Below are 13,635 nucleotides of genomic sequence, written 5' to 3' on the forward strand. Positions count from 1 at the left end.
TCGCCCGTGGCGAGGTCCATATCAACGGCATCGAGGCCTTCTGGGGCTACGCCAAAACCCGCCTCGCCCGCTTCCGCGGCCTAAGCCCCAAAACCTTCCCCTTGCACCTCAAGGAATGCGAGTTCAGATACAACAATCGCGGCAAGAACCTGACTAGGATCCTGCTCAAAATCTGCCGCGAAAACCCGCTCTCCTAGTCAAGACCCTTCGCAGAAAATTCGTGCGCCTCAGCCTGCGCGTTCCTGATCGACGATCTCTTTCATCCCCGCTTCCGGCACGTAGCCGCGCAGCATCTTGGTGTCGATCACGAAGGTCGGTGTCCCGGTGATGTTGAGGGTTTGCGCCAGGGCGTGGTTGGCCTTGATCACATCCATCACATCCGCACTGTCCATCTTGGCCAGAATGGGGGCCGAGTCATAGCCGAGCGTCTTGGCCAGCCGCCCCAGCGTCTCGGCATCCGGCGTCCCGCGCAGGCTGATCAGCGCGTCATGCACCGATTTGTAGGCCTGATCGCCATGCAGCAGTTTCACCGCGATGGCGAATTTGGAGGAGGTTAGCGAATCCTCGCCCAGGATCGGGAATTCCTTGACGACAAAGCGGATATTGCCGTCGTTCTTCACCAGATCCTCGACCTCGGAATAGGCCTTGCGGCAATAGGTGCAGCGGTAGTCCATGAACTCGACCACCGTGATGTTGCCATCCGGATTGCCGCCGACCCAGCTGGCCGTGTCCTTGAAGATCGCGTCTGAATTGGCGGCGAGCATCTGGGCATCGGCCTGGGCTGCGGCCTGGTCCTGCTTGGTTTGCAGGACCTGCATCGCCTCCATGATCACTTCGGGATTGTCGATCAGGTACTGGCGCACCTCGGCCCGGAAGGCGTCGCGTTCGGCTGGGGTCATCTCGCCGAGGCCGCCGGCCAGGGCGGGCAGAGCGGCAAGCGACAGGCAAAGGGCAAGGGCAATACGGCGCATGACGGACCTTTGAAGGGCGCGGACCGGAAGGCTGCTTGACGCCAGCCTCCCGCGCGGGAACATGGGGCGTCAGAATGGGGCAGGTGGATGAAGAGATCAAGACGCGGGCAGGTGGATGCCTTCATTGTGATGGATGTGGTCGAGGCGGCCCGCAAGGCCGAGGCGGCGGGCCGCCACATCATCCATATGGAGGTCGGCCAGCCCGGCACCGGCGCCCCCCTGGGCGCCAATGAAGCTGTCGCCCGTGCCCTTGCGCAAGCTGAAACCCAAAGCCTCGGCTATACCGTCGCCCTCGGCCTCCCCGAGCTGCGCGCCGGGATCGCGCAGCTTTACCAGCGCTGGTATGGCGTGGATCTCGACCCGGCGCGGGTTGTGGTGACCTCGGGGTCGTCGGGCGCCTTCCTTCTGGCTTTCACAGCGCTTTTCGATGGCGGCGACCGGGTGGGGCTGGGTGAGCCGGGGTATCCGTCCTACCGTCAGATCCTGCGGGCGCTGGACCTGGTGCCGGTGGGCATCCCCGCGCGGATCGAGAACCGGCTGCAGCCGGTGCCCGCCGATCTGGAGGGGCTGGATATCCAGGGCCTGATCATGGCCTCGCCGGGCAATCCTTCGGGCACCATGCTCGACAAGCCRGCGCTTGCGGCTTTGATGCAGGTTTGTGCCGCACGGGGCATCAGCTTTGTCTCGGACGAGATCTACCATGGGCTGCATTACGGTGGCCGGGCGGTTTCGGCGCTGGAGATCAGCGACGAGGCCTATGTGATCAACTCCTTCTCGAAATACTTCGCGATGACCGGCTGGCGGATCGGCTGGATGGTGGTGCCGGAGGATCATATCCGCACCGTCGAGCGGCTGGCGCAGAACCTCTTCATCTGCGCGCCGCATGTGGCGCAGGTGGCGGCCTTGGCGGCGCTGGACTGTACCGACGAGATGGAAGCCAACCGCGCCACCTATGCCGAGAACCGCCGCCTGATGCTGGAAGGCCTGCCCAAGGCAGGCTTCACCAGCTTTGCGCCGCCGGACGGGGCCTTCTACATCTATGCCGATGTGAGCGCGCATACCCAGGATTCGCTGGCCTTTTCGGCAGAATTGCTGCGCGAGGCCGGGGTGGCGGTGACCCCGGGCCTCGATTTTGACCCGCTGCGCGGCGGGCAGACCTTGCGGTTTTCCTATGCGCGGGCCACGGCGGATATCGTTGAGGGGTTGAAACGCCTGCAGGCCTATATGGCGCAGCGGCGGTGAGCTTGGCGGAGGCCGGGGGTTTCACACCCCCGGACCCCCGTGGGATATTTCGGTCTGGATGAAAGGGTATGGGGTGCGGTTTTGGGTTCGGGTGCTCGCGCTGCTGGTGGGCTTGATCGCGGGCGGTGTCGCCACGGCAGGGCAGGCGCAGCCATTGTCGGCGCTGGCGCGGCTGGATCCCAAGGCGAGCCATCTGGCCGATGCCTCGGGCAGGGTGGATCTGGTCCTGGGCCTGAGCCAGCCGGTGCCCTGGCGGGTGCGGGTGCTGGACGCGCCGCCGCGACTGGTCATGGACTTCCGCGAGGTCGACTGGTCGGGGCTGGAAACGATGCGGCAGAAGTCGGCGCTGGTCGGCGGCTTGCGCGCCGGGGTGTTCCGGCCCGGTTGGTCGCGTCTGGTGCTGGACCTCAAGCGCCCGATGCTGGTGGCCGAGGCGGGGATGGTCACCAAGGATGCGACCTCGGTGCATGTGGTGCTGGCGCCTGCCACGGAAGCCGCCTTTGCGGTCAAGGCGGCGGAGCCGGAACCTGAAGGTTGGGCGCTGCCCAAGCCGGCGCCCCTGGTGCCGGTGCCCAAGCGCGGCACGGGGCCCTTGATCGTGGTTCTGGACCCCGGCCATGGCGGCATCGACCCCGGGGCCGAGCGCGATGGCCAGACCGAGGCCAAGCTGATGATGGTCTTTGCCCGCGAGTTGAAGGAAGTGCTGCTGCGCGACGGCGGCTTCAAGGTGATCCTGACGCGGGAGGACGACTCCTTCGTGCCCCTCGAACAGCGCATCTCGATCGCGCATATGGCCGGGGCGCAGGTCTTTCTGGCGCTCCACGCCGATGCCCTGGCCGAGGGCGAGGCGGTGGGGGCCACGGTTTACACTCTGGCGGACGAGGCCACCGACAAGGCCTCGGCCACCTTGGCCGAGCGGCACAACCGCGATGACCTTCTGGCCGGGATCGACCTGTCCCAGCAGGATGACGTGGTGGCGACGGTGCTGATGGACATGGCAAGGGCCGAGACCCAGCCCCGGACGGAAAAGCTTGCCGATGCGCTGGTGGCCTCGATCACCGCCGACAAGATCCGCATGCACCGCCATCCGCACCAGGAGGCCTCGTTCGCGGTGCTGAAATCGGCCGATATCCCCTCGGTCCTGCTGGAGGTCGGGTTCCTGTCCTCGGAAAGCGATCTGGAGCATCTCTTGGACCCGCAATGGCGCCAGACCATGGCGCGGGCGATCCGCGACGGGTTGAAGGCCTGGGCCGTGGCGGACGCTGCGGCAGCAAAGACGGGCCCCTAACCGGGCCTATCGGCGGCTTTGTTCCGGCATCTTGCGCCGGGCCTTGGCATTCTTTTGACCTTGCCGGCGCTGTGCCTATATAGGGACTGCCAGCTATGAGAGGGCATTTCGCGTGCTTCGGTTTATCGTGTCATTCTTCGGGGCCATCTTTTCGATGGTCACGCTGGGTCTGTTGTTCGCGGCCCTGACGGTCGGCGGGATTTTCTACATGTATTCCCGTGACTTGCCGAGCCACGAGAGCCTCGCGCAATATGCGCCGCCGACGATCAGCCGGATTTATTCCGCCGAAGGCCAGCTGATGGACGAATTTGCGACCGAGCGCCGGTTGTTCGTCCCGATCAGCGATATTCCCGATCTTGTGAAGGAAGCCTTCATCTCGGCCGAGGACAAGCATTTCTACACCCATGCCGGCTATGACGTGCAGGGCATGCTCGCCGCCGGCTGGGAAGCGATCCGCTCGCGCGGGCAGAACGCGCGCGGCGCCTCGACGATCACGCAGCAGGTGACCAAGAACTTCCTTCTGTCGGGCGACAAGACCATCGCGCGCAAGATCAAGGAGATTATCCTCGCGACGCGGTTGGAGCAGACCCTGTCGAAGGATCGGATCCTCGAGCTTTATCTGAACGAGATCTTCCTTGGCCAGAACTCCTATGGGGTGGCGGCGGCGGCGCAGACCTATTTCAACAAGACGCTGAACGAGCTGACCCCGGCAGAGGCGGCGACCCTGGGCGCCATGCCGAAAGAGCCGAGCAAATTCCACCCGGTGCGCGACCATGACAAGCTGGTCGCCCGGCGGAATTATGTGCTGAACGAGATGGAGCAGAACGGCTATCTCGATCAGGCCACCGGCGAGGCGGCCAAGGCCGAACCCCTGCGCACCGTGCAGGGTGGCGAGATCCCGGCCTACCGCGATGTCCTGCCGCCGCGCGACTATTTCACCGACGAGATCCGCCGCCAGCTTTCGGGCACCTTCGGCGAGGACGAGTTCTTTTCGGGCGGTCTCTCGATCCGCGCCACCGAAGACCCCGACATGCAGAAGCTGGCCGCCAAGGCCCTGCGCGACGGGTTGGAGAAATATGACCGCGATCAGGGCGTCTGGCGTGGCACCGGCAAGGTCCTGCCGCCCGAGAGCCTGACCCCCGACACCTGGCGCAGCGCCCTGGCCGCCGTGGGCGGGTTGCCGCGCGATGTTGAAGGCTGGCATGCCGCCGTGGTGCTGGAGGTTGGCGACAAGACCGCCACGCTCGGCATCGAGGGCGAGGATGCCTTGGGCGAGGTCCCGGCCAAGGACGTGACCTGGGCGCGCAAGCGTCTGGCTGGCGGCTCGCTTGCCCCCAAGGCCAAGGTGCCGGGCGATCTCGTCTCGGTCGGCGATGTGGTGATGACGCGCAAGGTCACCGCCAAGGATGGCAGCTTTGACCGCTGGTCCCTGCGTCAGGTGCCCGAGGTGCAGGGCGGTTTCATGGCGATGGACGTGAACACCGGCCGCGTGATGGCGATGCAGGGCGGCTTCTCTTACGAGGATTCGGTCTTCAACCGGGCAACGCAGGCCGCGCGTCAGCCGGGGTCAAGCTTCAAGCCCTTCGTCTATGCCGCAGCGCTCGATTCCGGCTTCACCCCGGCGACGATGGTGGTTGACGCGCCGATCACGGTGGACACGCCGCAGGGCCTCTGGACGCCGAAGAACAGCCACGACAAGTTCTATGGCCCGACGCCCCTGCGCACCGGGATCGAGCAGAGCCGCAACCTGATGACGGTGCGGATCGCGCAGGATATCGGGATGGACACGGTCGCGGGCTATGCCGAACGCTTTGGCGCCTATGACCACCTGCAACCCTTGCTCGCCAATGCCTTGGGCTCTCAGGAGACCACGCTCTTCAAGATGACCGCCGCCTACGCGATGTTCGCCAATGGTGGCGAGCGGGTGGAACCGACGCTGGTCGACCGGGTGCAGGACCGCTACGGCAAGACGATCTACCGCCACGATGCCCGCACCTGCACCGATTGCAGCGATGACAACCTGCCCTCGGGCATGGGGCTGGACATCACCAGCAACCGCGAGCGGGTGATGAATGCGATCACCGCCTATCAGCTGACCTCGATGATGCAGGGCGTGATCCAGCGTGGCACGGCGACCGGGGTCAAGCTGCCGGTGCCGGTGGCGGGCAAGACCGGCACGACGAACGATGCCAAGGATGTCTGGTTCATCGGCTTCACCTCGAACGTGGTGGCGGGCTGCTACATGGGCTTTGACAACCCGCGCACCATGGGGCCGCGCGCCTTTGGCGGCACGCTCTGTGTGCCGATCTTCCAGGCATTCATGCAGGAGGCGGTCAAACGCTTTGGCGGCACCGCGTTCAAAGTGCCGCCGGGCGGCCATTTCCTGAACATCGACCGCTACTCGGGCGCGCAGCTTCCCGATGGCGCCTCGGGGCCGAATGTGCAGGCCGAATACTTCCGCGATGGCGAAGAGCCGGTCTTCGGCATGGGCGCGCTGGTCGATGGCGGTTTCGGCATGGGGCAGGATCTGCCGCTGTTTGCCGAGGGCGAGACGGACCAGACGGATTCGACCGCCACCACCGTCACCAACGGCAAGGGCGAGACGACGACGGTCCAGAAGAAGGCGACCTTCGGCAGTGTCAGCTCCGGTGGGCTTTATTGACCTTGGAAGATGGGCAAATTGCCCATCCTACCTTGTCCCGCCCGCCGTCTGTCGCTAAATCCCGCCCTCAGGCTGAAGAGCCCCATCTGATAAGGGAAATCCTCCATGCGCGCCGAAACCCAGAACCATGTTGAAGCGATCAAGAAGTCGCTGACGCTCTTGGGCCAGCGGATGGATGTGGAAACCGCCCCGCACCGCTTGGAAGAATTCAACGCGATGATCGAGGCGCCGGATCTGTGGAACGACCCCGGCAAGGCGCAAAAGCTGATGCGCGAGCGTCAGGCCCTGATCGACGCGCAATCGACCTTTGACCTCATCACCAACGGCTTGCGCGACAATGTCGAGCTGATCGAACTGGGTGAGATGGAGGGCGATGTCGAGATCGTCACCGAGGCGGAGGCCGCCTTGAAGGATCTGGTCGCCCTGTCCGCCCAGAAGGAGCTGGAGGCTTTGCTGGATGGCGAGGCCGATGGCAATGACACGTTCCTCGAAATCAACGCCGGGGCCGGTGGCACCGAAAGCTGCGACTGGGCCTCGATGCTGGCGCGGATGTATGTGCGCTGGGCGGAGAAGAAGGGCTACACGGTCGAGATGCAGTCCGAAACCCCGGGCGAAGAAGCCGGCATCCGCTCGGTCAGCTACAAGATCAGCGGCAAGAATGCCTATGGCTGGCTGAAGTCCGAAGCCGGGGTTCACCGTCTGGTGCGGATCAGCCCCTACGATTCGGCGGCGCGGCGGCATACCTCGTTCAGCTCGGTCTGGGTCTATCCGGTGGTTGATGAGAACATCGAGATCGAGGTGCAGGACAAGGATATCCGCATCGACACCTACCGCTCCTCCGGGGCCGGCGGCCAGCACGTCAACAAGACCGACTCGGCGGTGCGGATCACCCACTTCCCCTCGGGCATCGTGGTGACCTCCTCGCTCAAATCGCAGCACCAGAACCGGGATATCGCGATGCAGGCGCTGAAGTCGCGGCTGTACCAGCAGGAGCTGGACAAGCGGAACGCGGCGATTCTGGAAGCGCATGAATCGAAGGGCGAGGCGGGGTGGGGTAACCAGATCCGGTCCTATGTCTTGCAGCCCTATCAGATGGTGAAGGACCTGCGGACCGGGGTCGAGACCTCGGACACCCAGGGCGTTCTGGATGGTGACCTCGACCGCTTCATGGCGGCCACTTTGGCGATGGACGTGTCGGGCAAGAGCCGGGCCGATGCCAATGCCGAGGGGTGAGGTGTGAAATGCCGGGGATTGCACGCGTGCAATTCTTGACAAGGCACTGAAATCTAACGGTTTCCCGAAATTTCTTAGGGTTTTGTTAACTCCTACCCGGGGCTGCGAAGCCTATTGCCGACCGCGCTGCCTTTGCCGATGATCGACCTGCCGCGCTGACCGGTGCGGTTCGGGGTTGGGAGGCCCGGGAGGATGGTGGATATGGTGGCGGCGGCCCCGGTGATCGTGCTTGAGGCGGATCTGTCCGATCTGCGCGCGGCCTTGCGGGGCGGGATGAGCGATTTCCGGAAGGCCCCCGGTTATGGGCTGGCTTTCGCGGCGGTCTATGTGCTGGGCGGGTGGCTGATCTGGGGCGCCTTGACGGTGAAGGGGCAGCTGTGGTGGACGATCCCGGCCTCGGCGGGGTTTCCGATCCTCGGGCCCTTTGTCGCCTGCGGGCTTTACGAGGTCTCGCGCCGGATCGAAGCGGGCGAGGCGCTTAGCCCCGGTGCAATCTTTGGCGTGATCCTGCGCCAGAAGGACCGGCAGATCCCCTCGATGGCGGCGGTGATCGTGATCTTCTTCCTGTTCTGGAATTTCCTCAGCCACATGATCTTTGCGCTGTTCCTTGGCACGGCGACGATGACCGACGTGACAAGCTCGCTCGCCATTTTCACCACCCCGGCGGGGATGGCGATGCTGACGGTCGGAACCGCCATCGGGGCGGGGTTCTCGGTCCTGCTGTTCGCAATCTCGGTCGTGAGCCTGCCCTTGCTTCTGGACCGTGAGGTGGATTTCGTCACCGCGATGATCACCTCGGTGCGGACGGTCGCGGCAAGCCCGCTGGTCATGCTGGCCTGGGGCGCCCTGATTGCGGTGGCGCTGTTTGCGGCGATGCTGCCGGGGTTTCTGGGCCTGTTCCTGGTGCTGCCGGTGTTCGGCCACGCCTCCTGGCATCTGTACCGCCGGCTTATCGCCTGAGAAGACCGAAGGCCGAAACCGCTGCTGCCGCCAGCGCCATGCCGGAACAGGCCAGCGCCACATGGGAAAAGCTGGCCCCGGTGGCCGCGTGATGCAGCGCCGTGCCGCCGGGCAGGGCAAAGCCCGGCATCTCGGACGAGATCGGCCCATAGGACAGGGCGGCGATCCGCCCCATCAGCGCCACGGCGATCAGCCCTCCGGCGCGGGCGGTGGCGTTGTTGATGCCGGAGGCGGTGCCCTGTTCGGTCTCGGGCGCGTGGGACATGACGGCGGCGGTCAGGGGTGCGACCAGAAGGGCAATCCCCAGCCCGCTGATCAGGCTGAAGGGTACGATGTCGCGCCAGAAATTGCCCTCGGGCGCGAAATGCGCCATCAGCGCATAGGCCAGCGCCACCATCAGGCAGCCGATCGTCATCGGCCAGCCCGGGCCGATCCGGTCCGCCAGCCGCCCGGCGCGGGCGGAGAACAGGGCGACGCACAAAGACACCGGCAGAAAGGCCGCCGTCACGCCCAGGGGGGTGATCCCCCAGGCCGAAATCGCCGTCATCGGCAGGTAGAAGTTCACCCCGTTCAGGCCAAGGTACAAGAGCAGCGTGGCGAGGTTGGCGGCGGCGAAGCTGCGGTTGCGAAAGAGGCTCAGGCGGATCATCGGGGCGGAGCTGCGACGCTCGACCCAGAGAAAGGCCACCGCTGCCAGCGCGCCGATCAGGGTGGCGGGCAGGGCGAGGGCGGCGCCCTCGGTCAGCGCGGCGGAAAGGGCGCCGAGGCAGAGCGTGGCCAGCGCCGCGCCCCAGATGTCCACCTTGGTGCCCGGGCGCCCCTCATCCGGCCGCGCGTGGCGCGCCAGAAGCCAGAGTGCCGCGACCCCGAGCGGCAGGTTCAGGGCGAAGATCGCCCGCCACGATTCGCCCCCCGCCAGGGTCAGGACCAGCCCGCCGAGGATCGGCCCGCCCGCCGTGGTGGCGGTGGAGGCCGCGGCCCAGAGCCCGAGCGCCCGGCCCCTGTCCTCTCGCGGATAGGCGCGCGAGACCAGCGTCATCGAGCCGGGCACCATGAAGGCCGCCCCGATGCCCTGCAGGGCGCGGGCGGCGATCATCAGCTCCATCGAGGGGGCCATCGCACAGAGGAGCGAGCTTGCCACAAAGGCCAGAATCCCGCCCTGAAACACCCGCACCACGCCGAAGCGGTCGGCCATCGCGCCGCCGACCAGGATGAGCGAGGAGAGCGCCAGCAGATAGCCGCCCTGCACCCATTGCGCCGCGGCAAGCGAGCCGCCGAGGCTGGCCCGGATCGCCGGCAGGGCAATCGCCGTGACCGACGAATCGATATAGCCCATGGCCGAGGCGAGGACGGCGGCGGCCAGTAGAAAGCCGGGTTTGCTGCGTGCGATGGGAAGGGTCATGGCTCACCCTCCGCCAAGGGGGCCACGCGGTCTAGGCGTTCCGCGACCTCTTTTTGGCGGCTTCAGGCGGCAGGCTGCGATTGAAGGCCAGCGCAAGGTCGATCCAGGCGGGCAGGTCGGCCGGGGGGGTGTTCTCGGTCAGGACCCAGCCCTTCATCGGGCGGGCGCCCATGACCATCTGGGTGGCGCCCATCGCCAGGGCCTGCGGCATGGCATCGGGCCCGACGCGGACGATCAGGCCGGTGGCGCGGTGGGTGCCGATCAGAAGATTGCCATTCAGCATGAAGCAGGTGCCGCCGAACATGCGCCGCGGCTCGACCCCGAGGGGCGCCAGCAGGTCGGTCAGGGTGTTCAACAGCATGGCACACTCCCCAAATGCGAACGGGCACCCGAGGGTGCCCGTCGTTTCAGAGTGAAGACGCTCAGACGCCTTCGGAGCCGCTCGACAGGGGCGGCGGCAGGGCGGTGCGGCCGGTGGCCAGGGGGTCTTCCTGGCGCTGGACCGAACCTTCGAAATGGGCACCCGATTCGATGGCGATGGTCTTGTGGATGATGTCGCCCTCGACCCGGGCGGAAGAGGTCAGGCGGACCTTCAGGCCGCGCACCCGGCCGATGACGCGGCCATTGACCACGATGTCGTCAGCCACGATCTCACCGCGGATCGTGGCGCTTTCGCCGACCGTCAGCAGATGGGCGCGGATATCGCCCTCGACCGTGCCCTCGACCTGGATATCGCCCGAGGTCTTGAGGTTGCCCACCACCGTCAGATCGGCGGAAAGAATCGAGGGGCCAGATTTGCCCTTGGGCGCGGAAGGTGCGTATTCCATCGTCGGTTTTGTCACAGGGGCCTCCGGGGCCTTGGGTTTGTCGCTCTCGCCAGCCTTGGGACCGGGTTCGTTGATGCGGCTCTTAGAAAACATCTTTCGCTGCCCTTATGAAGGTCATCGGATTTACGGCGGTGCCGCTAAGACGGACCTCGTAGTGAAGGTGAGTGCCGGTGGACCGGCCTGAGTTGCCCATATCACCGATCTTTTCGCCACGCGATACCTTTTGACCGACATTCACGCCGATCTGCGACAAGTGGCCGTAGCGGGTCTCGATGCCGAAGGCGTGCTGGATCTTGATCAGGCGGCCATAGCCGTTCTCCCAGCCGGCATAGGTGACGGTGCCATCGGCGGTGGCATAGATCGGCGTGCCATAGTCGCCCGCGAGATCCTGGCCCTCGTGCATCCGGGCCGAGCCGTTGATCGGATCGTTGCGCCCGCCAAAGCCCGAGGTGAAGCGGACGGAGTTGTGGACCGGCATCCCCAGGGGCACCCGGAAGGCCGCGATCCGGTACATGTTGAGCGTGTCCAGCCCTTCCAGGATCGCATTGGCCCGCGTCTCATCCGGGCTGCCTGACAGCCCCATCGTCGACAGCGAGATCGGGGACAGCGGGCCGCCCTGGCCGGAATAGCCTGATTTCACCGAGGAAATCAGATCGTCCGGGTTCAGCCCCGCCGCCTTGAACATCTTGTCCAAAGGCTCGACCGAGACGGTCAGCGCCTCTTCCAGCTTGCCGAAGATCACGGCGTTGCGCGCCTCGAGCTGGGATTTCTGCTTGGCCACGGCGGCGGTGCGGGCCTGTTCGGCCAGCACATCGGCGGCCTCGGCATCGCGGTCACGGGCGGTATCGGTCAGGGCGGAGGACATGATGTCGAGCGTCGTCGCGATATCCTGCGCCTGGCCGAGATCGGTATGCGCCGCATCGCCGGCCTGCTGGTCGAGCGCGACCTTGGCCTGCCGCGCCTCGCTGCGCGCCTCGTCCCTTTCGCGGATCGTGCGGCGCAGGGTGTTCTGGATCACGTCGATCCCGGTCTCAAGCTCACGCAAGCGTGTTTCCGAGCCAAGCAGACGTTCCTGCATCGCCGAGACTTCCGATAGCGCCACGTTGAAGCGCTGTTGCGCGCCCGCCGCTTCCGAGACCCGCAGGTCGCGGTCATCGGACAGGCTGTTCAGGCGCTGCTCGAACAGGGCGGTCTGGCGCTGCACCTGATCGCGCGTCGATCCGGCGCTGAGGAAATCCATCAGCAGAATCGTCGTGGCCAGCAGCATCCAGCCCAGGGCCACGACCCCCACCGCCGCACTGATCGCCTGCGTCATCGGGCGCAGCCGGACAAAGCGCGTCGTGGCGTCGGATTTCAGAAAAAGCCGCTGTTCCGGGAACCAGGGTTCCAGCCAGAGGTTGATGCGGTATGAGAGCCGGGTCAGCACATGCGGTCCGTTCTGGATAATGGCAGGAGACCCGTCCTGAACGCAGGCCTGGAGCCAGCGCTCGGAACGGGTGTCGCAGTGGATTAGCCAGCGCCCGGGCTCCTCGCAATCTCTTTGCCGCAAAGCGCCCGGCGCTTTGCGGGTTTCCGCCGTAATCACTGGGCCGGATCAGCGGCGCCCTCCGGGTCCTCTGGCAGATCCTCTGGCAGATCTTCGGTGAGCGGCCAGTAGAAGTCGGGCGGAATCCCGGCTTCGGCGCGTTTCTCCTCGTTGAAGGGCGGCTTCAAGAGGCCGTGGAAATAGCGGCGCACCAGGTCGTGGAAGGCCTCCTTCGGGTCCAACCCGTCGCGGCCGCACATCCAGTTGAACCATTTCGAGCCATAGGCGACATGGGCGACCTCCTCGGCATAGATCACCTCCAGCGCTGCGAGGGCCTGCGCCTCGCTCGCCTTGGCGAAGAGCGCGATCATCCCGGGCGAGACATCCAGACCGCGCGCCTCCAGCACCATGGGGACCACGGCGAGGCGACCCATGAAATCCTCCGCGGTGTCCTCGGCGGCGCGCCACATCCCGGTATGGGCGGGCAGGGCGCCGTAGTGGCTTCCCAAAGCTTCCAGACAATCGCAGATCAGGTTGAAATGCTTGGCCTCGTCATCGGCGGCCTTCACCCAGTCGTCGTAAAAGCCGAGCGGCATCGGCAGATGGCCAAAGCGGGCGATCATGTCCCAGTGCAGGTCCACGGCGTTGAGCTCGATATGGGCCAGCGAATGCAGCATGGCGATCCGCCCCGCGGGGCTCCCCGGCCGGCGCCGCGGCACATCGCGGGGCGACAGAAGCTCGGGTCTCGCAGGCCGCGCCGGCTGCATCGGCGGCGCCGCCCGCCCGATGGCCAAGGGCGCCCCCGCCGCCCGCGCCGCAAACCAGCGCGCCGCATGGGCCCGCCCGAGCGCCGCCTTGGCGCGCCCGTCTGCGGTGGTCAAAACCTCGACCGCCATCGCCGCCAAAGTCCGCTCACCCACCTCTGCCACCCTTTTCTCCTTCATTGGTCCATAAATATCCCACGGGGGGTGCGGGGGGTGTGAAACCCCCCGCCTCCGAACGTGCAGGACTGGCTCAACCCTTCACGAAGGCCAGAACCTCGGCGGCATGGCCCTTGACCTTGTCGACCTTCCAGATCTTCGCGATCCGGCCTTCGGCGTCGATCAGGAAGGTCTTGCGCAGAACTCCCTGCACCAGCTTGCCGAAGAACAGCTTTTCGCCAAAGGAGTCCCAGTCCTCCATCATCGTGCCGTCCTTGTCCGACAAAAGCGGAAAGGTCAGCCCCATCTTGGCGGCGAATTTGGCGTGTTTGGCGACCGAATCCTTGCTCAGGCCCAGAACCACCACACCCTCTGCGGCAAATTCGGGCGCCAAGCCGTTGAAATCCATCACTTCATTGGTGCAGGTCGGGGTTCCGTCCGCGCCATAGGCGAAAAGCACCACGCGCTGGGGGCGCAGGGCGGAGAGGGTGACGGAACTGCCGTCCTCGCGGCTCAGGGTGAATTCGGGGGCCATCTGGCCCTCGGCAACGTCGGGTTTCATGGGCGGCTCCTTGCCTTTTGATCGACCGGTCCTTGGCGATCTA

General features: G+C 65.8%; 12 protein-coding genes and 1 pseudogene. 6 read left to right on the plus strand and 7 right to left on the minus strand.

What is annotated here, in order from left to right; translation table 11 throughout:
• A pseudogene (locus AC1DVR_RS21890) lies at positions 1-197 on the plus strand (IS1595 family transposase); the annotation flags it as partial.
• A 30-nt stretch (positions 198-227) separates the two neighbouring features.
• Here AC1DVR_RS21890 and AC1DVR_RS21895 read toward each other — a convergent pair.
• Positions 228-971: a DsbA family protein gene (locus AC1DVR_RS21895; protein WP_478002744.1), complete on the minus strand. Its 744-nt coding sequence runs from the start codon at positions 969-971 to the stop codon at positions 228-230.
• Between the two features lie 87 nt (positions 972-1,058).
• Here AC1DVR_RS21895 and AC1DVR_RS21900 point away from each other — a divergent pair, with 87 nt between their 5' ends.
• The 5 genes from AC1DVR_RS21900 to AC1DVR_RS21920 all read left to right on the plus strand — a co-directional run bounded on the left by AC1DVR_RS21900 (position 1,059) and on the right by AC1DVR_RS21920 (position 8,356).
• Positions 1,059-2,213, plus strand: a complete 1,155-nt coding sequence (locus AC1DVR_RS21900; protein ID WP_478002745.1) for a pyridoxal phosphate-dependent aminotransferase — start codon at positions 1,059-1,061, stop codon at positions 2,211-2,213.
• A gap of 58 nt (positions 2,214-2,271) precedes the next feature.
• Positions 2,272-3,501 carry an N-acetylmuramoyl-L-alanine amidase gene (locus tag AC1DVR_RS21905; RefSeq protein WP_478002746.1) on the plus strand — a complete coding sequence of 410 codons (1,230 nt, stop codon included), beginning with the start codon at positions 2,272-2,274 and terminating at the stop codon, positions 3,499-3,501.
• Between the two features lie 112 nt (positions 3,502-3,613).
• Positions 3,614-6,163 carry a penicillin-binding protein 1A gene (locus AC1DVR_RS21910; RefSeq protein ID WP_478002747.1) on the plus strand — a complete coding sequence of 850 codons (2,550 nt, stop codon included), beginning with the start codon at positions 3,614-3,616 and terminating at the stop codon, positions 6,161-6,163.
• A gap of 105 nt (positions 6,164-6,268) precedes the next feature.
• Positions 6,269-7,396, plus strand: a complete 1,128-nt coding sequence (gene prfB / locus AC1DVR_RS21915) for a peptide chain release factor 2 (protein ID WP_478002748.1) — start codon at positions 6,269-6,271, stop codon at positions 7,394-7,396.
• Positions 7,397-7,588: 192 nt separating this feature from the next.
• Entirely contained in the window at positions 7,589-8,356 is a 768-nt protein-coding gene (locus tag AC1DVR_RS21920; protein ID WP_478002749.1) for a DUF2189 domain-containing protein, read from the plus strand.
• Here the strand turns inward: AC1DVR_RS21920 and AC1DVR_RS21925 are convergent.
• The 6 genes from AC1DVR_RS21925 to AC1DVR_RS21950 all read right to left on the minus strand — a co-directional run bounded on the left by AC1DVR_RS21925 (position 8,346) and on the right by AC1DVR_RS21950 (position 13,592).
• Positions 8,346-9,758 (minus strand): DHA2 family efflux MFS transporter permease subunit, encoded by a 1,413-nt coding sequence (locus AC1DVR_RS21925; protein WP_478002750.1) that lies wholly within the window; start codon positions 9,756-9,758, stop codon positions 8,346-8,348. The two genes, AC1DVR_RS21920 and AC1DVR_RS21925, sit on opposite strands and share 11 nt — an antisense overlap.
• A gap of 31 nt (positions 9,759-9,789) precedes the next feature.
• Complete coding sequence (locus AC1DVR_RS21930) at positions 9,790-10,119, minus strand: TfoX/Sxy family protein (RefSeq protein WP_478002751.1); 330 nt, start codon at positions 10,117-10,119, stop codon at positions 9,790-9,792.
• 61 nt (positions 10,120-10,180) lie between these two features.
• Positions 10,181-10,678, minus strand: a complete 498-nt coding sequence (locus AC1DVR_RS21935) for a bactofilin family protein (protein ID WP_478002752.1) — start codon at positions 10,676-10,678, stop codon at positions 10,181-10,183.
• A complete protein-coding gene (locus AC1DVR_RS21940; protein WP_478002753.1) occupies positions 10,668-12,011 on the minus strand; it encodes a DUF5930 domain-containing protein in 1,344 nt (447 codons plus the stop codon). The genes AC1DVR_RS21935 and AC1DVR_RS21940 overlap by 11 nt, the downstream gene beginning before the upstream one ends.
• Positions 12,012-12,166: 155 nt before the next feature.
• Entirely contained in the window at positions 12,167-13,006 is an 840-nt protein-coding gene (locus AC1DVR_RS21945) for a ferritin-like domain-containing protein (RefSeq protein ID WP_478002779.1), read from the minus strand.
• Between the two features lie 118 nt (positions 13,007-13,124).
• The gene (locus AC1DVR_RS21950) at positions 13,125-13,592 is read right to left on the minus strand and encodes a peroxiredoxin (protein ID WP_478002754.1); all 468 of its coding nucleotides are present in this window, start codon (positions 13,590-13,592) and stop codon (positions 13,125-13,127) included.
• Positions 13,593-13,635: the final 43 nt, after the last annotated feature.

This window comes from Rhodobacter sp. P2_H5, from assembly GCF_056403335.1.

Bases quoted from the DNA above. Each gene is read 5' to 3' on its own strand.
- AC1DVR_RS21945 (WP_478002779.1), bottom strand. From the start codon at position 13,006: ATGGCGGTCGAGGTTTTGACCACCGCAGACGGGCGCGCCAAGGCGGCG.
- prfB (WP_478002748.1), top strand. From the start codon at position 6,269: ATGCGCGCCGAAACCCAGAACCATGTTGAAGCGATCAAGAAGTCGCTG.
- AC1DVR_RS21950 (WP_478002754.1), bottom strand. From the start codon at position 13,592: ATGAAACCCGACGTTGCCGAGGGCCAGATGGCCCCCGAATTCACCCTG.
- AC1DVR_RS21925 (WP_478002750.1), bottom strand. From the start codon at position 9,758: ATGACCCTTCCCATCGCACGCAGCAAACCCGGCTTTCTACTGGCCGCC.
- AC1DVR_RS21895 (WP_478002744.1), bottom strand. From the start codon at position 971: ATGCGCCGTATTGCCCTTGCCCTTTGCCTGTCGCTTGCCGCTCTGCCC.
- AC1DVR_RS21920 (WP_478002749.1), top strand. From the start codon at position 7,589: ATGGTGGATATGGTGGCGGCGGCCCCGGTGATCGTGCTTGAGGCGGAT.
- AC1DVR_RS21935 (WP_478002752.1), bottom strand. From the start codon at position 10,678: ATGTTTTCTAAGAGCCGCATCAACGAACCCGGTCCCAAGGCTGGCGAG.
- AC1DVR_RS21930 (WP_478002751.1), bottom strand. From the start codon at position 10,119: ATGCTGTTGAACACCCTGACCGACCTGCTGGCGCCCCTCGGGGTCGAG.
- AC1DVR_RS21905 (WP_478002746.1), top strand. From the start codon at position 2,272: ATGAAAGGGTATGGGGTGCGGTTTTGGGTTCGGGTGCTCGCGCTGCTG.